This is a genomic window from Kitasatospora sp. NPDC022856 (assembly GCF_055561235.1).
Genome location: NZ_JBVHHE010000016.1, coordinates 174,746 through 194,254, shown reverse-complemented (window position 1 = coordinate 194,254; position 19,509 = coordinate 174,746). Strand labels below are relative to the sequence as shown.

The following is a 19,509-nucleotide window of genomic DNA, read 5'->3' as shown; positions in this document are numbered from 1 at the left end:
GGCTGCGCGGACGCCGCCGGCACCCCCGGACGGCGCGTCACTTCCGTTCGGAGCGGAGGTCGAGCCCGCGCAGCACCCGGTCGACCAGCTCCGGGTCGGCGCCGAGCTCGCTGCGGGCGGCCAGCATCTCGCGCCGGGAGGCGGCGATCATCTCCTGCTCGACGCTGTACGCGGCGCGCCACTGGCTCAGCCGCAGCTTGGCCTCGCTGGCCTCCTCCTCGGCGTACTTCTCCGGGCAGAGCCGGGCCAGCCGGTCGTGCTGACGGTCCCGCAGGCGATCGGCGACCTCGGCGGGCAGCTTGTCCTGCTCCTCCAGTTCGCCGAGCCGTTCGAGCCCGGCCCGGGCGGCCCGCCACCAGAGCTCGCGCACCGCCTGCTCGTGCTTGTCCTGGTCGATGTCCAGGTGCAGCCGCTTGGCCAGCCACGGCAGGGTGAGCCCCTGGACCAGCAGGGTGAAGAGGACGACGCTGAAGGCGATGAAGACCAGCCGGCCGCGTTCGGGGAAGCCCTCGCCGGAGTCGACGGTCAGCGGGACGGCCAGGGCGAGCGCGACGGTGGCCACCCCGCGCATCCCGGACCACCAGAGCACCACGCTCTCCTGCCAGCTGATCGGGGTGTCCTCCTCCACGTCGGCCCGCAGCTTCCGGGAGAGCCAGCCGGCCGGCAGCAGCCAGAGCAGCCGGGTCACGACCACCACGGCGATGACGGCGGCCGCGTCGCCGAGCATGCTCGTCCAGCCGGTGCCGGCCTCCTTCAGGACGGTGGCCAGCTCCAGGCCGATCAGGCCGAAGGCGACCCCGGTGATCAGGATCTCGACGATCTCCCAGAAGGCGTTGCCCACCAGCCGGTAGGAGACGGCGTCGGCCTCCGCGGCGCGTTCCGCCAGGTAGAGCGCGCAGACCACGACGGCGAGCACACCGGAGCCGTGGATCTCCTCGGCCAGGGTGTAGGCGGCGAAGGGCACCAGCAGGTTGAGCGCGACCTGCTGGGTGGGGTCCTCCAGGAAGGAGGCGAGCTTGGCGTTGAGCCAGCCGAGGCCGACGCCGATGATGACGGCGAGGACGGCCGAGAGCACGAAGCGCAGCACCGCGTGGCCGGGCGAGAAGTCGCCGCTGACCACCGCGTCGATGGCCAGCGAGTAGATGACGATCGCGGTGACGTCGTTGAACAGGCCCTCGCTCTCCAGGATCGACACCAGCCGGCGCGGCAGGCCGATGCTGCCGGCCACCGCGACGGCGGCGACCGGGTCCGGCGGGGAGACCAGCGCGCCGACCGCGACGGCGGCCGCGACCGGCAGCGCGGGAAGCAGGGCGTGCACGGTGCCGGCGACCGCGGTGGTGGTGACCACCACCAGCGCGACCGCGAGCAGAAGGATGGAGCGGATGTTGGCCCGGAAGTAGCGGACCGAGGAGCGCCGGGCGACGGCGAAGATCAGCGGCGGCAGGACCAGCGGGAGGATCAGGTCCGGGTCGAGGGTGACGTCCGGGATCTGCGGGACCAGCGCCATGACGATGCCCAGCAGGGTCATCAGCACGGGCTGCGGCACGCCCGTCCGCCGGGCGAGCGGCATGGTCACGACGGAGGCGAGCAGCACCACGAAGAGCAGGGGCAGCTGGCCCACGGGGAGGTTCCTCTCGACGGCGGATCGGTGGCGGAGAGCGGGTGGCGGAGGGTGGCTGGCGGAGCGGGTGGCGACGGGCAGGTGGCGGACGACGGGGGCGGCCGGGCGCGACTCGGGCCGCCGTCGAGGATAAATCCGACAATGCGCTCAGTTGACGCAACACGCCGGAGGGCCCTTGACCTCAAGTCCGCTTCACCTTCGATGATCGGGGCGCAGGCAGGACCGAGTGCGCAGACCACGAGGCAGGAGCTCCAGATGAAGGCTGTGACCGTCCCCCGGTTCGGCGGCCCAGAGGTGCTGCGGGTGGCCGAGGTACCCACCCCCGCCGCCGGACCGGGCGAGGTGCGGGTCCGCGTCTACGCGGCCGGGGTGCAGCCCGCCGACCTCGCCGTCCGGGAGGGCTGGGCACCACCGGGCGTGCGGGTCGAGCTGCCGGCCGTCCCGGGCAACGAGTTCGCCGGGGTGGTCGACCAGCTCGGCCCCGACAGCCGGGGCTGGGCGGTCGGCGACCAGGTGCTGGGCTTCCGGCCGCTGAACAGCCACGCCGAGTTCGTCACCGTCGACGGCTCCCAGCTGGTCCCCAAGCCGGCCGGGATGCCGTGGGAGCAGGCGGGCTCGCTGTCCGCCTCCGGGCAGACCGCCCATGTCGCGCTGACCCTGCTGGGGGTCGGCCGGGGCGACACCGTCCTGGTCCACGGCGCCTCGGGCGGAGTCGGCACGGTCGCCGTCCAGCTCGCCCGCGCCTGGGGCGCCACCGTGATCGGCACCGCGAGCGACCGCAACCACGCCTATCTGCGCGAGCTGGGCGCGATCCCGGTCGGGTACGGGGACGGGCTGGTCGAGCGGGTGCGGGCGGTGGCGCCGCAGGGGGTGGACGCGGCCTTCGACGCGGCCGGGCGCGGCGCCCTGGAGGCCTCCGTGGAGCTGGTCTCCGACCGGGACCGGATCGGCACCATCGTGGACTTCCCGACCGCCGCGCGGCTCGGCCTGCGCATGCTGCGGGGGCCGCGGACGGCGGCCCGGCTGGCCGAGCTGGTCGAACTCTGGGAGTCGGGCGGTCTGCGGCTGGAGATCGCCGACACCTTCCCGCTGGAGCGCGCGGCCGAGGCGCACCGGATGGTCGGCACCGGCCACGTCCGGGGCAAGGTGGTGCTCACCCCGTGATCCCGGCGCGCCCCCGATCCCCGGACGCCGCGCCCCGGGCCACCGGCGGCGGGCCGGGGCGCGGGGCCGTTCGGCCCCCCGATTGTGAGTTTCGGCTGCTGACCAGGTAGTGTTCTCCGCGTCAGCAGGCGCCGCTAGCTCAGTTGGTTAGAGCAGCTGACTCTTAATCAGCGGGTCCGGGGTTCGAGTCCCTGGCGGCGCACAGACAGCCGGAAGGCCCCTCGTGAGAGCGAGGGGCCTTCCGGCGTTTCCGGGCCCCTTAAGCCGGACCTCGTGGCGCCGGACGGGGGCGATCCCGTCCGGCGCCCGGCGGGGGCGGTCGGTCAGCGGTGGTCGGTCAGCGGCGGTCGGTCAGCGGCGGAAGTAGCTGTCGAAGTTCTTGGAGAACTCACGGCCGCCGAACTGGTCCCAGTTGATCGACCAGGTCATCAGGCCGCGCAGGTTCGGCTGGGGGCCGGCCTTGGGGACGTAGCTGCCGCAGTTGGTGGCCTTGGTGAGGCAGTCCAGCGCCTTGTTGACCTCGGCGGGGGCGACGTAGCCGTTGCCCGCGTTGGTGGTGGCCGGCATGCCGATGGCGACCTTGCTCGCGGGCAGCGCCGGGAACACGTTGTTGGTGTTGCCCGCCACCGGGAAGCCCTTGAGCAGCATGTCGGTCATCGCGACGTGGAAGTCGGCGCCGCCCATCGAGTGGTACTGGTTGTCCAGGCCCATGATCGAGCCGGAGTTGTAGTCCTGGACGTGCAGCAGGGTGAGGTCGTCGCGCAGGGCGTGGATCACCGGCAGGTAGGCGCCGGCGCGCGGGTCCTGGCCGCCCCACGGGCCGGACCCGTAGTACTGGTAGCCGAGTTGGACGAAGAAGGTCTCCGGGGCCATGGTGAGGACGAAGTTCGGGCCGTACTTGGCCTTCAGCGTCTTCACGGCGGAGATCAGGTTGACGACGACCGGGCTGGTCGGGTTCTTGAAGTCGGTGTCGCCGGTGTTCAGCGAGAGCGAGTGGCCCTCGAAGTCGATGTCGAGGCCGTCCAGCCCCCACTTGTCGATGATCGCCGAGACCGAGCTGACGAAGGCGTCGCGGGCGGCCGTGGTGGTGAGCTGGACCTGGCCGTTCTGGCCGCCGATCGAGATCAGCACCTTCTTGCCCTTGGCCCGCTTGGCGGCGATCGCGGCCTTGAAGTCCGCGTCGGACTCCACCCCCGGGCACTCGGTGACCGGGCAGCGGTTGAACCGGATGTCGCCGGAGGTGACGGAGGTCGGCTCGCCGAAGGAGAGGTTGATGAAGTCCCAGGAGTCCGGGACGTCGGCGACCTTGGTGTAGCCGGCGCCGTTGGCGAAGCTGGCGTGCAGGTAGCCGACCAGGGCGTGGCTGCCGGCCGGCCCGGTGGGCGTACCGGTGGGCGTCACGGTCGGGGTGACCGTCGGGGTCACGGTGGGCGTGACGGTCGGGGTCACCGTGGGGGTGACGGTGGGCGTGACCGTGGGCGGCACGGTGGGCGTCGGGCTGGGCGCGCCCGGGCCGTCCAGCGAGACGTCGTCCGCGTAGTAGGTGCCCTGGCCGTACCAGCCGTGGGTGTACACGGTGGCGCTGGTCTGGGTCGCGGACGTGGTGAAGCTGACGCTGAGCTTCTGGTAGGCGCCGCCGGTGCCCGGCGTCCAGGTGCTGGTGCCGCCGTCCACGCCGAGGTAGACGTACGAGCCCTTGAGGTACGCGCTGAGCGTGTAGGTGGTGTTGGGGGCGACCGTGACGGTCTGGGCGCAGCGGGCCGTGTCACCGGCCGAGGCGGCCGCGGCGAGCGCGTAACTGCCGCTGTGGGCCTGGCCGGTGACGACGCTGCCGGTGCCGGCGGAGCAGTTCCAGGGGCCGCTGGCCCCGCTCTCGAAACCGCCGTTGACCAGGAACTCCCCGGCCGAGGCGGCGGGCGCGAGGCCGAGGGTCAGGCCGACCATGGTCGCGGCGGCGACGGCCGAGGCGGTGCCGGCGGCGAGCAGTGTGCGGGGGCGCCGGCGGGGCGGGACGGGTGCGGCTACAGGTGTTCTGCGCATGCGGGGACTCCTGCGGGGGCGCGGATCGTGGGGGACGTCCGAGGGCACGGCGAAGGTACGTGCCAGTGGGGGTTCGGCCCGACCGCGCACCCTAGTTGGACTAGACCACTGAAGTGGATTCGGCCGTGCGGTGTCAATGGTCCAGACCGGTCGGACCCTGCCGCGCGGCGCGTCCGGTTGCCGCGCGTAACACCCCGTCGAACCATGGAGAGATGACGGCACCCGGCTACCTCCGCTACCCGCACCTGCGCGGGGGCCTGCTGGCGTTCACCGCCGAGGACGACGTCTGGATCGCCCCGCTCTCCCCCGGCGGCACCGTCGGCCGTGCCTGGCGGGTCAGCTGCGACCGGACCAGGGTCAGCCACCCCCGGATCTCCCCCGACGGGCGCACCCTGGCCTGGACCGCCTGGCAGAGCCCGACCCCCGAGATCTGGACCGCGCCGGTCGAGGGCGGCGAGGCCGTCCGGCTCAGCTACTGGGGCAGCCAGGACACCCGGCTGCGCGGCTGGCTGCCGGACGGCGAACTCCTCGCCGTCACCTCCTACCACGAGCCCTTCGGCCACTACACCTGGGCACACGCGCTGCCGCCGGACGGCTCCCCCGGCCGCCGGATGCCCTGGGGGCCGGTCGGCGACGCCCAGCTGAGCCGGGCGCACACCGTGCTGCTCACCGGCTCGGCGCCGCACGAGCCGGCCGCCTGGAAGCGCTACCGGGGCGGCGCCACCGGCCGGCTCTGGGTGGACGGCGAGCAGGTCCTGGCCGGTCACCGGGGGCACCTCGCCTCGCCCATGCCGGTCGGCGACCGGATCGCCTTCCTCTCCGACCACGAGGGCATCGGCAACCTCTACTCCTGCCGCCCCGACGGCACCGACCTGCGCCGGCACACCGACCACGCCTCCTACTACGCCCGCGAGGCCGCCACCGACGGCACCCGGATCGTCTACCAGCACGCCGGCGACCTCTGGGTGCTGGAGGGCCTGGACGCGCCCGCGCCGCACCGGCTGCGGGTGCCGCTGGGCGGCGCCCGGGCCGGCCGGCGGCCGTACCAGGTGAGCGCCGCCTCCCACGTCAAGGACCTGGCCTGCGACCACACCGGCCGCGCCGGGCTGATCACCGTGCGGGGCAGCCAGTACTGGCTCACCCACCGGGACGGCCCGGCCCGGGCGCTCGCCGACACCCCGGGCGTGCGCACCCGGCTGCCGGTCCTGCTCGGGCACACCGGTGAGGCGGGCTGGATCACCGACGCACAGGGCGAGGACGCGGTCGAGATCGTCCCGCTGCCCGGCCACGACGCCACCGGGCACGGGGGCGACGATCCGGGGACGGCGGCGGACGGCGCGGGCCCGGCGGCGGACGGCACGGGGACGCACCGGCACCGGGTGCTCGCCGCCGGCCGGCTCGGGCGCGTCCTGGAGCTCACCGCCTCCCCCGACGGCACCCACCTGGCCGCCGCCGCCTCCGACGGACGGCTGCTGCTGGTCGCCACCGCGGACGGCGCCGTCCGCGAACTGGCCGCCTCCGAGCACGGGCCGGTCGGCGGTGCCCGCTTCTCCCCCGACTCGCACTGGATCGCCTGGTCCCAGCCGGTCGCGGGCCGCTCCCTGCGCCGGATCCGGCTGACCCGCACCGACGTGCCCGCGCCGATCACCGAGATCACCGACGGCCGCTTCGAGGACGAGCAGCCGGTGTTCACCCGGGACGGCCGCTACCTGGCCTTCCTGTCCTGGCGCGGCTTCGACCCGGTGCACGACGTGCACACCGGCGACCTCTCCTTCCCGCTCGGCTGCCGCCCCTACCTCGTCCCGCTCACCGCCGACACCCCGTCCCCGTTCGCCGCCCCCGCCGAGGACGGCGCCCCACGCGGCGACGGCGGCGGGGACGGCACCGTGCACGTGGACCCGCGGGGCATCGGCGAGCGGCTGCTGCCGTTCCCGGTGATCGCCTCCAAGTACTCGGCGACCGACGCCGTGCGGAGCGGGCTGGTCTGGCTGCGCTGGCCGATCTCCGGCACCCTCGGACAGACCTTCACCAACCCGGACGACACCTCCGGCCGCCCCTCGCTGGAGTACTTCGACCTGGCCCGGGGCACCCGCAGCACGCTGGCCGACAAGCTGGACGGCTACGCCGTCTCGGGCGACGGCGGCTCGGTCGCGGTCTACTCGGCCGGCACCCTGCGGATCGTCCCGGTCACCGCGCCGTCCGCCGGCACCACGGTGGACCTGCGGCGGATCACCCACACCGTGCGTCCGGCCGCCGAGTGGCGCCAGGCGTACCACGAGGCGGCGCGGATCGTCCGGGACCAGTTCTGGGACGCCGGGATGTCCGGGCTGGACTGGCCCGCGCTGGTCGCCCAGTACGAGCCGCTGCTGGAGCGGATCGCCGGGCCGGACGACTTCGCCGACCTGCTCCGCGAGCTGCTCGGCGAGCTGGGCACCTCGCACGCGTACGTCACGCCGTCCCGGCGCGGCGAGGGGCCCTCACCGGTCCAGCAGCCGCTCGGCCTGCTCGGCGCCAACGCCCGCCACTCCGCTGACGGCCGCTGGCTGGTCGACCGCATCCTGCCCGGCGAGTCCTCCGACCCGCGTGCCCGGGCCCCGCTGGCCTCCCAGGGCGTCCGGGACGGCGACGAGCTGCTGGCGGTGGCCGGTCGCCCGGTGGACCGGGTGCGCGGTCCGGCCCCGCTGCTGGCCGGCACCGGCGGCACCAGCGTCGAGCTGACCCTGCGCGGCCGGGAGGGCCGGGACGGCCGGGGCACCGGGATCCGCCGGATCACCGTCACCCCGCTGACCGACGAGCGGCCCATCCGCTACCAGGACTGGGTGGCCAAGCGCCGCTCCCTGGTCCGGGAGTTCAGCGACGGCCGGTGCGGCTACCTGCACATCCCGGACCTGGGCGGCTCGGGCTGGGCCCAGTTCAACCGGGACCTCCGCCGGGAGCTGGACAAGCCCGCGCTGGTCCTGGACGTCCGCGGCAACGCCGGCGGCAACGTCTCCGAGCTGGTCCTGGAGAAGCTCACCCGGCCGGTGCTGGCCTGGGACTTCAGCCGGGGGCGCCAGCCGGTGCGCTGGCCGCGCAACGCACCGCGCGGACCGATCGTGGCCCTGGCCGACGAGGCCACCAGCTCGGACGGCGACGTCATCATCGCCGCGATCAAGCTGCTGCGGCTCGGCCCGGTGGTCGGCAACCGCACCTGGGGCGGGGTGGTCGGCATGACCGGGCGGCACACGCTCGGCGACGGGACGCAGATCTCGGTGCCGAAGAACGCCTCCTGGTTCACCGGCGGGCTCGGCTGGTCGGTGGAGAACCACGGCGTGGAGCCGGACGTGCACGTGCTGCGCACCCCGCAGGACTGGGCCCGGGGGCAGCACCCCGAGCTGGTCACGGCCGTCCGGCTGGCGCTGGACCTGCTGGAGGACGCGCCGGCCGCCGTCCCGCCACCGGACGACACCCCGCGGCCGAACCTGCGGCGGCCGCCGCTGCCGCCGCGCGGGCACTGACCGGCGCCCGGGAACGCCGTGGGGACGCGCCCGGCGGGCGCGTCCCTACGGCGTGCCGATCAGCGGTCGGCAGTCGGCGATCAGCGGTCGGCGTCAGTCCCAGGGATCACCCTCGGCCGTCATGTCCTCGCGGGCCCGCTCCTCGGCCTCCCGTTCGGTGACCCGGGGGGTCTGCCGGGCCTCGCCGACCCGGCGGGCCCGTTCGGTCTCGGCGCCGAACGCGTCGGCGGCCTCGTCGTGGGCGAGCGCGGCCCGCTGGGCGGGGTCCGTCATCGCGGTGGTGTCCTGTTCCTGGCTCCCGCCGAGTGAGGAGGACCTGGCCTCCCCGGCGGCGTCGTGCGCCTTGTGGCGGAACCTGTCGAAGATGCCCATGACTCCTCCTCCGGACGACTTCCGGGCTGCCCCCACTCTCACACCGGTGTCCGGCGGGCGCATCCGCTGGCGGGCCGCCCGGGCCCCGGCCCCCGGGAGCCCGCGCGCGGACGGCCCCCGGGGGATCACCGACCGTCGTCCTCCCGGGGGCCGGGGCCCGGCGGCGGCTGGATCCGGTGGCTGGATCCAGCGCCCGGGGATCAGCCGCTGACGCTGGCCGTACCGGTCTCCAGATGGCCGGTGAACCGCTGCGACCAGGAGCTGTCCGCGGTCACCGTGACGGTGAAGTCGTACCAGCCGTTGGTGTAGGCGACCACGTTGAAGAAGTCGCTCACGCTGCCGCCGGCCGGCACCTGGTACGTCCAGGGGCCGTCCGTGCGGTAGTTGTTCGAGGTGATGGTGAAGGTCAGCGCCGTGGTGCCGGTGTTGGCGAGCTTGAGGTAGAGCGCCGGCTTCCCGGTACCCGGCTCGACCGCGTACGAGGCGGTGACCGCCGCGTTCTTGCCCGCCTTGGTGGCATCGCCCCTGAAGCGGCGCAGGAAGCGGTTGGGGCCGACGACCGAGAGGTCGTACGGGCCGCCGCCGAAGCCGGTGCCGCAGTTGAAGAAGTCGCTCTGGTTGCCGCCCGGGTCGACGGTGTACTGCCAGGGCCCGCCGCTGCGGTAGGCGTTGGCGTAGGCCGCGAAGTGCGCCGACTTCTGGGCGACCGCGCCCTCGTTGGCCATCGTCAGCCAGACCTTGATCGCCCCGGCGGAGCCGAACTCCAGGCGGTCCAGGTTGGCGTTCGGCTGGTACGGCAGGGCGCGGGCCGGACGGGTGCCGGGCTCCTGGACGGGCAACTTGTTGTCGACCGGCGCCGGGTTGGGCAGCGGTCCGCAGCTCGACATGCCGATCACCGCGTCGGTGTTGGGCAGGGCGGGCAGGCCGTAGACCGGGTTGGCGAAGTCGAAGGCGCTGGTGAGGTCGCCGCAGACCCGGCGGCGCCAGTCGGTGATGTTGGGGCAGGTGGCCGGCTTGCCGATGGCGGCCGTCCACTTCTCCAGGAAGCGCAGCACCGAGGTGTGGTCGAAGACCTCGGAGTTGACCCAGCCGCCGCGGGTCCAGGGCGAGATGGCGATCATCGGGACGCGGAAGCCGAGGCCGATGTTGGTCCCGCCGTAGAACTCGCCCGGGGTACCGGCCGGCGCGGCGGGCGGCGGGACGTGGTCGAAGAAGCCGTCGTTCTCGTCGTAGTTGAGGAAGAGGACGGTGGAGTTGAAGACGTCCGGGGCGGCGGCCAGGGCGTCGATCACGTTGTGGACGAAGTGCGCGCCGTCCTGGGGGGTCGAGTAGGGGTGCTCGGAGGAGCCCTGGTCGGGGACGATCCAGGAGACCTGCGGGAGCGTGCCGTTCAGCGCGTCGGCCCTGAGCGCGGCGACGATGTCGTCCGGGGTCCGGCCGGTCGCCTTGGGGACGGAGCCCATGCCCTTGACCGCGAGCGGGCTGCCCGCCGGGGCGGAGCTGAACGCCGTGAAGTAGGCCAGGGCGTTGTCGCCGTAGTTGTCGGCCGCGTTCTGGTAGACCTTCCAGCTCACGCCGGCGCCCTCCAGCGCCTCGGCGTAGGTCTGCCAGCGCAGGCCCTTCTCGTCGCCGCCGTCGTTCGCCGGGCCGCCCGCCGCGCCGTCCGGGTCGATCTGACCGGACCAGTGGTAGGTGCGGTTGGGGCCGGTGGCGCTGAGGACGGAACAGAAGTAGGCGTCGCAGATGGTCCAGTTCTCGGCGAGCGCGTAGTGGAACGGGATGTCCTGGCGGGTGAGGAACCCGAGCGTGCGGACGTTGCCCTTGGCGGCGACCCAGGAGTCCATCTTGCCGCCGTTCCAAGCCCGGTGCTGGTCGGACCAGCCATGAGCCAGGTCGCCGTTGCACTGGGCCAGGCGCTCGGGGTCGGCGCCGCCGGCCGGCTTGGTGGCGCTGAACTGCCACGGGTACTGCCGCCCGAGCCCGTTGGGCTGGTTGAAGACGCTGTACCCGTTGGCGATCTGGATCGCGCTGCGGTCGGCGAAGCCGCGCACGCCGCGCAGCATCCCGAAGTAGTGGTCGAAGCTGCGGTTCTCCTGCATCAGGATGACGATGTGCTTCGCGTCCGCGATGGTGCCGGTCTGCGACAGCGCCGCCGACGGCGCCGCGGCGGGCGCGCCCGGCGCCGCCCCCGCACCGGTGGTCCCGGCCACGGCCAGGCCTGCCGCGGCGGCTCCGGACAACGCGACGAACTTTCTACGACTCAGCTCGGCCATCAGCCCAGCCCGTCCCTTCACTGGCGATGTTGTGCACACAAGTTGGGGCTCGATCGCGCAGCATCCTCCCGCCGCCCGGACCGCCCCACCAGAGGGCCGGGGCAGGGTTGGCGGACTGTTCGCCCGGTCGTCACCGGGCGACGCCGGTCTGAACGGCGGGCTCACCGCCCCGGGTCAGTCCTTCACCGTGATCCCCAGGGCCTGGGCGAACAGCGGTGCCAGTTCGAGGAGCTGCGGAGAGCTGATGACGGCGCCCTGCAGGCCCTGGTGGCCGTCGGGCAGGCCCAGCCGGACGGCGCCGCGAAGGTCCGCCTTGGTCAGCTTGGCGCCGCGGAACCGGACCTCCTCCAGGGTGGAGCCCGGGAAGGAGACCTCGGTCAGCTTGGCGTCGCCGAAGTCCACGTCGCGCAGCAGGCAGTCCTCGAAGACGACGTCGCGCAGGACGGCGGCGCGCAGGTTGACCGCCTCCAGCTTGCAGCCGCGGAAGACCGTCCGGCGCAGCGCCGAACCGTGCGCGGCCACCCCCGCCAGCACCCCGCCGGTGACGGCGCTGTCCTGCCACTCGGTGTCGCTGAGGTCGCAGGCCACCCAGCGGCCGGCCTGGGCCCAGACCTCGTTGAAGCGGGCCCGGCGCAGCCTGACCCCGCTCAGCGCGACGCCGGTGAAGGCGCACTCCAGGAAGGTGGCGCCGCCGGCGGACTGGTCGGTGTACTCGCCACCGTCGAAGTGGACGGTGTCGTAGCGCTCGTCGCTGCGCAGCGGGCCGGAGTGCGGGCGCAGCAGGTGGGCGTACGGCAGGTCGGCCAGGCGGTCGGGGACGGAGAGCGGCATGGCGGCGGTACCTCGCGGTCGGTGGACTGGTCCTCGTCGGCATGCTCGCACGTGGCACCGACAGGGCCCGGCCGCTCGGGGGGAGCGGCCGGGCCCTGTCGGCGGTTCACGCGGTCACGCGGTCACGCGGTCCGACCGGGGATCGGCCGAGGGGTCAGCCGCGGAGCCACAGGGAGTTGACCCGGCTGCGCTCGGTGCTGTTCGGGTAGGGGTTGGTGCAGGAGGGGCCCGGGCCGCCGCCGGACATCAGCTCGCTGCACGGGCCCGAGTAGTGGTCCGGCAGGCCGAGCACGTGGCCGGTCTCGTGCGCCGTGACCCGGGTGGAGTTGTACTGACGGTTCTGGGCGTAGTCCAGGAAGATGTAGCCCTGGCCGTGCCCGTTGGTGCTGGCGTAGGACCCGCGCGAGTCGTTGCCCTCGTAGTAGCGGAAGTCGGCGTTGGTCCCGGAGCGCAGCTGCACGTTGGTGACCGAGCCGTTCCAGATCTGGGCGCTCTGCGATATCTGGTTGCGGAAGGTCGGCGCGCTGCTGGCGTCGTAGGTCACCACGACGGCCTTCAGGTACGGCGTGGCCGCCTGCTTGGCCAGCGCGGACTTCATCACGGCCTCGTAGAACGCCTGGTTGTTCGCGTCCTCGGCGGCCGAGCCGGCGTAGGCGGTGGTGGCCGTGTAGCCCTGGACCGCCGGGGCGGGCGCGGCGACGGCGGTGGTGGGCAGGGCGGCCAGGCCGGCGGCGAGCACCAGGCCGACGGCCGCGGAGAGCGTGCGGGACATGCGGTTCATGTGGGGGCTCCTGTTCGCGGGTGCCGGGGCCGCTGGGGGTGGGCCACGGCGAACGGGTGAACGGGTGAACTGATGAACGGTGGAGCGGGCGGAGCGGTGGAGCGGGCGGAGCGCTCCACCGTGGGGCGGTGGAGCGGTCCGACGAGGTGGGGCGGGAGGGACCGGCGGGGCGCGGGGGCCCGCGGACCGGTCAGCGCGTGGTGGCGCTCAGACCGTTGCGCCACAGGGAGTTGACCCGGCTGCGCTCGGTGCTGTTCGGGTACGGGTTGGTGCAGGAGGGGCCCGGGCCGCCGCCGGACATCAGCTCGCTGCACGGGCCCGAGTAGTGGTCCGGCAGGCCGAGTACGTGGCCGGTCTCGTGCGCCGTGACCCGGGTGGAGTCGTACTCCTGGTTCTGGGTGTAGTCGAGGAAGATGTAGCCGGACCCGTGGCCGTCGGTGCTGGCGTACGAGCCGTTGCTCGGGTCGTCGCCCTCGTAGTACGAGAAGTCGGCGTTCGCGCCGGACTGGAGGCGGACGTTGGCGACCGAGCCGTTCCAGATCTGGGCGCTCCGGGATATCTCGGAGGCGAAGGACGGCGCGTTGCTCGCGTCGTAGGTCACCACGACGGCCTTCAGGTACGGCGTGGCCGCCTGCTTCGCCCGCGCGGACTTCATCACGGCCTCGTAGAACGCCTGGTTGTCGGCCTTCCCGGTGCCCGGGTGCGCCGAGGCGGCGGCGGTGTAGTGCTGGGCCGCGCCGGTCGCGGGGGCGGCGGTCGCGGTGCCGGGCAGGGCGGCGAGGCCGGCGGCGAGCGCCAGGCCCAGGGCAGCGGAGAACGTCCGCGGAATGCGGTGCATGTGGGGGCTCCGATGGTGGGGTGCGCCGCAGCCGGTGGGGGCCGGTCGCGGGCATCGGATGAATGCTTGCTGTCCCCAGAGCTTGGGTCAGCGCGGCCGCGCGGCGGATGATGTCAACCGGCGATAGCACCGGGCAATCACCCGCGGAGCCGGGGGCGTTCGGACGGACGACCTGTCATGTCCCTGGCGTCACACCGAATTGACCGTTATGCTCCCGACGTGGAGCTCGACGTGAGACACCTCCGGGTGCTGTGCGCGATTGCCGACAGCGGCAGCCTCCGCAAGGCTGCGCTCCAGCTCGGCATGACCCAGCCCTCCCTCACCACACAGCTGCACCGCATCGAACGGGCCGTCGGCGGAACGCTGTTCACCCGCGAGCAGACCGGCAGCCGGCCCACCGCGCTCGGCCACTCGGTGCTGTCCCGGGCCCGGCCGGTGATCGCCGAGATGGCCGCGCTGGTCGCCGCCGCCCGCCAGGAGGCCCGTGAGACCGCCAGCGGCGAGCGCGCCCGGCGGCTGCGGATCGGCAGCGTGGGCAGCAGGGCGGTGGCGGCCTGGCTGCGCCGGGTGCACGACCGGCTGCCGGAGACCGACACCACCATCCACATCGACATCTCCGCCAACGCCCTGCTGCGGATGGTCTCCGCCGACCAGTTGGACGTCGCCTTCGTGCACGAGAGCGAGGGCTTCCCGCTGAAGGTCCCGGCGGACACCGAGCACCGGGTCCTGATGGCCCGGGAGCCGCAGTTCGTCGCGCTCGCCGCGGGCCACCCGGCCGCCGCCCGGCCGGTGGTCCACCTGGCCGACCTCGCCGAGGACACCTGGATGGTCGACCCGACGGCCGACCACGAGTACGCCGCGATGCGCCGGGTCTTCAGCGAGGCCGGGCTCAACCCCCGCGTGGTGCAGGTGCGCGACAACGCGACCGCCGCCGAGCTGGTCGCCTCCGGCGAGGCCGTCCGCCCCTGCCAGCCGACCTCGGCCCCCGGGCCCGGCACCGTCGTCCGGCCGGTGCACGGCGACCCGCTGGCCGTCCGGCTGCTGCTCACCTGGCGGCCGCGGGCGCTCAGCCCACCGGCCCTGGACGCGCTCTACGGGGAGCTGCGGGCCGCCTACCTGGACCTGGCCCGGGTCAGTCCGACCTACCTCGGCTGGCTGTCCCGGCACGGCCAGGCGCTCCAGCAGCTGGTCGGCCACTCCCCAGGGCCCTCCATCGGCCACTCCCCCGGGCAGCCCCACGAGCACCACCCCGGCGGACACCCCGCCGGGCACCCGGCCGCGGCCGCCCCCGGCCGGCCGGAGCCTCAGGCCGCGCCGGCGGCGGCCCGGGCGTCGCTGCGCGCGTGCAGCACGACGCCCACTGCCACCGTGGCCGCGGTCACCAGGCCCGCCACCAGGACGCCGGAGCCGCCCGCCGCCGTGCACGCCAGCACCGCCGCCGAGGCGGCGGGCAGCATGGCCTGCTCCGCCCCGCTCTTGGTGTGCCGCGAGTGCAGCAGCCAGACGGTGAACAGGTAGATCGCGGTGGGCACGGTCACCGTCGCGGTGGCGACCGTCTCCGAGACGTGCGCCTTGTGCACCGCCGACTCCACCGCGACCTCCAGGCCGGAGCCGATCGCCGCCGCCGAGCCGAACACCAGGTAGTGGCCGTAGCCCCAGGAGAAGGCCTGCCGGTTGGTGCGCAGGTGGTCGTGGACCGGCCGGGCGAAGTAGATCCACCAGGCCGAGAAGCAGATCAGCAGACCGCCGCCGGCCACCGGCAGCAGCCGGGCCAGCCCCTCGTGCTCGTCCACCGCCGACTGCACCGCCACGGTCGCCGCCGCCACCGTCTCGCCGAGCACGATCAGGGTGAACAGGCCGTACCGCTCCGTGATGTGGTGCGGGTGCCAGCTGGTCCGGAGCCGCAGTTCGGCGATCACCGGCACGGACAGCTCGGCCACGATGCCGATCGGGACCACGTACGCCCGGGCGTCGTGCGGCAGCAGCAGCATCACCACCCAGGCGAGCTGGCAGAGCGTGATGCCGGCCGCGTAGCGCAGTGCCACCCCGCGGGCCTGCCCCTCCTCGCCGGCCGCCGCGCGCAGCCACTGGGTGACCATCGCCAGCCGCATCACCACGTAGCCGACGACCGACAGCACCAGGTCCTGCTCGGCGAACATCCGGGGCACCCCGGCGGCGAGGATCAGCACCCCGGCGATCTGGACCAGCGTGGTGACCCGGTAGGGGACGTCGTCGCAGTCGTAGGCGGAGGCGAACCAGGTGAAGTTCATCCAGGCCCACCAGATCGCGAAGAAGGCGAAGACGTACCCCCGCAGGCCGTCCCCGTAGTGGCCGGCGGCCAGGTCGTGGGCGAGCTCCCGACCGGCCTGGCCGACCGCGACCACGAAGCAGAGGTCGAAGAAGAGCTCCAGCGGGGTGGCGACCCGGTGCGGCTCGTTCCGGCTGCGCGGGACCATCCGGCGCACCGGACGCGGGTCGACGTGGTGCGGGCGGGGTGCTGCGGCGGGATCGCTGGTCATGGACGGGTCTCCGGGCTCCGGGGCGGACGGGCTGTACCCGCCGCATCCTGGCAGCGGCCCGGGCCCGGCGCACGCACCGGCGCGGCCGCCCCGCGCCCGGCCTGAGCGCCCCCACGCCCGCGCGGGAGACCGCTCGGGCCCCCCGGGCGCGCCACGTCGACCCGCGTCCGGTACGCCCGCACGCCGCTCCCGCACCGCGCCGCTCCGGGCGCCCAGGTCCGTTCTGCCTTGCCGTCAGCGAGAGTTGACGACGCGGTGCGCGAACCGGGTGACAGCGCGACGGGTTTCCGGCGCGCCCCCGCCGGACGGCCCGGCCACCCGGATCTCCCCGCTAGATTTTCCTCGGTTGGAGGCGCGCGGGTCCGGACGGACCCCACGACACGGGTGCCTGCGGGCATCGCGGAAGGTCAAGACCGGTGGCAGGACAGCGGGGGCGGCAGAGCCGTTCCACCCGTGTCCGCGCCACCGGCCTCGTGATCACCGCGCTGCTCGCCAGCGCCCGCCGTGCCGTCGACGCCAGCCGTGCCGCCGGCGCCACCACCGCCGCGGTGGCGGCCGCTACTTCTCCCAGCCCACCGTGGTGTAGTCGACGCTGGCCAGGCCGAACGCGCCGTAGTTCGCCAGGCCCGTGCGGCTCGCGACGACCGTCGGCCGCTGGTACAGCTCGACGGTGTGGCCGAGCTCCCAGATCTTGGCGTCCGCCTGGTTGTACAGCTTCGCGGCCTCCACCGGGTCGATGGTGCCGGCCGCCTTCTTGAGCAGCCCGTCGATCTCGGGCGTGCCGAGCTTGGAGTAGTTGCCGAAGACGTTGTCGCCCTGCGGCAGGCGGAAGTTGCCGAGGCTGCTGGAGAGCGGGAACGAGTCGGTGTTGCGCCAGCTGGCGATGGAGAACTTGCCCGGGTTGACGTACTTGGTGAAGAAGTCGTTGCTCGGGACCTTGTCGAGCTCGACCTTCACACCGGCCGCCAGCCACATCGACTGGGCCGCGGTGGCCAGGTCGAGCTGGGCCTGCGGAGCGGCGTCGGTGAGCACCCAGTGCAGGGTCAGCGGCTGGCCGTCCTTGGTGCGCGGCTGCCCGCTGCCGGCCTCCTTCCAGCCCGCCTCGTCCAGCGCCTTCTTGGCCGCGGCCAGGTCGAACTTGGCCCACTCGCCCGAGTTGTCCTGGTAGCCGGCCTGGTTGGGCATGAAGATGTGGTTGCCCAGCGGCTTGAACTCCACCGGCACGCCGTTGTTGGCGATCTTGATCAGCGAGGGGCGGTCCAGTGCCTTGCCGAGCGCCTGGCGCACCTTCTGGTCCGCCAGCGGGCCGCCGCCGCCGAACGAGATGTGCACCTCGTCCCACGGGCTGGCGGTCCGGATCACCGCGTCCTTGGCGTCCTTGAGCTGCCCGTACGCAGTGGCGGTGCCCGCCGTGGCGAAGTCGATCTCGTTGTTCAGGAACGCCTGGGTGGTCGCCGACTGGGACATCACCCGGAAGGTGATCTTCTCGACCTTGGGCTTGTTCCCCCACCAGGCCGGGTCCGGGACCAGCGTGATGGTCTGCGCGGTCTTGTCCGCCGTACCGATCTTCAACGCGCCGGCGGTGATCGGGATCTTCTCGACCCAGCCCTTGTTGAAGTCGTCGGCCGTGCCGATCCCGGCTGCCGGGATCAGCGGGCGGAACAGGTTCTGCCAGTCCGCGTACGGCTCCGAGAAGCTCACCTTGACCTCGGAGGCGTCGGCGCCCTGCTCGATCCCGGAGATCAGCTCGTAGCCGGAGGAGTCGGCGATGTTGTAGCCGTCCTTCTTGCCCCCGCTGGCCTCCCAGTCCGCCTTGAAGTCCAGGTAGCCGAGCGGCTTGCCGTCCGACCACTTGGCCTTCGGGTTCAGCTTGTAGGTGACGACCTGCGGCGAGGTCGAGGTGACCTTGGCGTCCACCAGGTAGTCGGGGGCCGGCTTGAAGGTGCCGGTCTCGTCCGTGGTGAAGAGGTTCGGCTCCAGGGCCCGCATGATCTCGACCGCGTCCCCGTAGCGGCCGTCCACCTGGAACGGGTTCCACTGGGTGATCCACTGGTAGAGCGGGAACCGGACCTCCCCGCCGTCGCGCAGCTGGTCCGGCGACTTGGCGTTGACGTCGATCGCGCCCTGTCTCGGGGGCTCGCTCTTGGCCACCTTGTCGGCCGACCCGCCGCCGCCCGAACTGCACGCGGTGGCGGCCAGCGCGACGGCCAGGGCGAGCACGGCGGCCCGGCCGGCACGGCGTACGGGCGTGGTGGAAGCGTCCATGAGGGTTCCCCCCGGGTGAAATCCATCAGGTTGGTGAGGGTTGAGCGTCGCGAGGTGTGGCGAAGCTTGAGCGTGGGCAGCCAAGTCGGTGCCGGCGGAGCGAACGTAACAGCCGATCAGCACGAGTACCAGGGGGCGGAGTTCACACCTGATCCAAACGAAACGGACGGCAACACTGCCGCAACACCCCGGCCTTGAGCCGGTGCAACACTCCTGACCTGGACATTCCCCGACGGCTCCACCAGGGCCACCGACCGAAGGCCACCCACCGATGCCCACCCCACGCGTCGGCCCCGCCCCCACCCCGGGCGGCCGCTGATGCTCCGCTACCTGGCGAAGCGGCTCAGCTACTACGCGGTGCTGCTGATAGCCGCCGTGTTCCTGGCGTACGCGCTGTCCGCCGCCGCCCTCCAGCCGCGCGCCTACTTCGAGGCCAAGGTGCCGCGACCGGCCGCCGCCTCGGTCGAGCGCCAGCTCACCGACCTCAACCTGAACGACCGCACCCCCGTCGTCGAGCGCTTCGGCCGCTGGGCCGGCGACCTGCTCCACGGGGACCTCGGGCGCACCATCCACGACACCCCGGTGGCGGACGACTTCGGCCGGCGGATCTGGGTCTCACTGCGCCTGCTGCTCATCGGCAGCCTGCTCGGGATGGCCCTGGGCGTGGCCGCCGGGGCCTGGAGCGCGGTGCGCCAGTACCGGATATCCGACCGGCTGCTCACCGTCTTCTCCTTCGTGATGCTCTCCACCCCGGTCTTCCTGGTCGCGCTCTTCCTCAAGAACGGCGCCATCGCCGCCAAGGACGTCGCCGGCCACGAGGTGATCCCCTTCACCGGCTACGAGACCCCCGGGCTGGCCGGCGGGATCGGCGCCCACCTCGGCGACTGGGCGCTGCACCTGCTGCTGCCCACCCTCTCGCTGGCGCTCGGCGGCCTCGCCACCTACAGCCGCTACCAGCGCGGCACCATGCTCGACGTGCTCGGCTCCGACTACCTGCGCACCGCCGAGGCCAAGGGCCTCACCCGCGGCCGCGCCCTGGTCAAGCACGGGCTGCGGACGGCGGTGATCCCGATGTCGACGATGTTCGCCTACAGCTTCCTGGGCATCTTCACCGGCGCCGCCTTCACCGAGACCATCTTCGGCTGGCACGGGATGGGCGAGTGGTTCATCCAGTCCATCAACGAACAGGACGTCAACTCGGTCGTCGCCGTGAACCTGTTCGCCGCGGTGGTGGTGCTCGCCTCCGGCTTCCTCGCCGACACCCTGCACGCCGCCCTCGACCCGCGCGTGCGGTCCTGACCGGAGGAG

General features: G+C 73.4%; 12 protein-coding genes, 1 tRNA gene and 1 pseudogene. 5 read left to right on the top strand and 9 right to left on the bottom strand.

Translation table 11 applies throughout. From position 1 onward, the window contains the following. Positions 1–37: 37 nt before the first annotated feature. Complete coding sequence (locus ACZ34W_RS22090; protein ID WP_329487767.1) at positions 38–1,621, bottom strand: Na+/H+ antiporter; 1,584 nt, start codon at positions 1,619–1,621, stop codon at positions 38–40. 255 nt (positions 1,622–1,876) lie between these two features. Here ACZ34W_RS22090 and ACZ34W_RS22085 point away from each other — a divergent pair, with 255 nt between their 5' ends. Further along, positions 1,877–2,785 (top strand): NADP-dependent oxidoreductase, encoded by a 909-nt coding sequence (locus ACZ34W_RS22085; RefSeq protein WP_465606355.1) that lies wholly within the window; start codon positions 1,877–1,879, stop codon positions 2,783–2,785. A gap of 128 nt (positions 2,786–2,913) precedes the next feature. Then, positions 2,914–2,987 (top strand) — tRNA-Lys (locus ACZ34W_RS22080). 149 nt (positions 2,988–3,136) lie between these two features. On the opposite strand, the gene ACZ34W_RS22075 is transcribed toward ACZ34W_RS22080, so the two are convergent. Beyond that, the gene (locus ACZ34W_RS22075) at positions 3,137–4,825 is read right to left on the bottom strand and encodes a chitinase (RefSeq protein WP_465606353.1); all 1,689 of its coding nucleotides are present in this window, start codon (positions 4,823–4,825) and stop codon (positions 3,137–3,139) included. Between the two features lie 212 nt (positions 4,826–5,037). On the opposite strand from ACZ34W_RS22075, the gene ACZ34W_RS22070 reads away from it, so the two are divergent. After that, positions 5,038–8,322, top strand: coding sequence for a S41 family peptidase (locus ACZ34W_RS22070; RefSeq protein WP_465606351.1), 3,285 nt, complete (start codon positions 5,038–5,040; stop codon positions 8,320–8,322). 93 nt (positions 8,323–8,415) lie between these two features. Here the strand turns inward: ACZ34W_RS22070 and ACZ34W_RS22065 are convergent, their stop codons facing one another. The 5 genes from ACZ34W_RS22065 to snpA (ACZ34W_RS22045) form a co-directional block, all read right to left on the bottom strand. Continuing rightward, on the bottom strand, positions 8,416–8,694 hold the full coding sequence (locus tag ACZ34W_RS22065) for a hypothetical protein (RefSeq protein ID WP_465606350.1): 279 nt from the start codon (positions 8,692–8,694) through the stop codon (positions 8,416–8,418). 200 nt (positions 8,695–8,894) lie between these two features. Next, positions 8,895–10,967, bottom strand: a complete 2,073-nt coding sequence (locus tag ACZ34W_RS22060; RefSeq protein ID WP_465606349.1) for a phosphocholine-specific phospholipase C — start codon at positions 10,965–10,967, stop codon at positions 8,895–8,897. Positions 10,968–11,141: 174 nt separating this feature from the next. After that, on the bottom strand, positions 11,142–11,798 hold the full coding sequence (locus ACZ34W_RS22055) for a pentapeptide repeat-containing protein (protein WP_329487772.1): 657 nt from the start codon (positions 11,796–11,798) through the stop codon (positions 11,142–11,144). Between the two features lie 154 nt (positions 11,799–11,952). Further along, entirely contained in the window at positions 11,953–12,579 is a 627-nt protein-coding gene (gene snpA / locus ACZ34W_RS22050; RefSeq protein WP_465606348.1) for a snapalysin, read from the bottom strand. A 190-nt stretch (positions 12,580–12,769) separates the two neighbouring features. Then, positions 12,770–13,417, bottom strand: coding sequence for a snapalysin (gene snpA / locus ACZ34W_RS22045; protein WP_352295627.1), 648 nt, complete (start codon positions 13,415–13,417; stop codon positions 12,770–12,772). A gap of 177 nt (positions 13,418–13,594) precedes the next feature. Between snpA (ACZ34W_RS22045) and ACZ34W_RS22040 the strand changes: the two are divergent. Next, positions 13,595–14,467 (top strand): annotated as a pseudogene (locus ACZ34W_RS22040) (LysR family transcriptional regulator); the annotation flags it as partial. 254 nt (positions 14,468–14,721) lie between these two features. On the opposite strand, the gene ACZ34W_RS22035 reads toward ACZ34W_RS22040, so the two are convergent. Further along, on the bottom strand, positions 14,722–15,936 hold the full coding sequence (locus ACZ34W_RS22035; protein WP_465606347.1) for a low temperature requirement protein A: 1,215 nt from the start codon (positions 15,934–15,936) through the stop codon (positions 14,722–14,724). A 558-nt stretch (positions 15,937–16,494) separates the two neighbouring features. Next, complete coding sequence (locus ACZ34W_RS22030) at positions 16,495–18,201, bottom strand: ABC transporter family substrate-binding protein (RefSeq protein ID WP_465606346.1); 1,707 nt, start codon at positions 18,199–18,201, stop codon at positions 16,495–16,497. 318 nt (positions 18,202–18,519) lie between these two features. Here ACZ34W_RS22030 and ACZ34W_RS22025 point away from each other — a divergent pair, with 318 nt between their 5' ends. Then, on the top strand, positions 18,520–19,500 hold the full coding sequence (locus tag ACZ34W_RS22025) for an ABC transporter permease (RefSeq protein WP_329487777.1): 981 nt from the start codon (positions 18,520–18,522) through the stop codon (positions 19,498–19,500). Positions 19,501–19,509 lie beyond the last annotated feature (9 nt).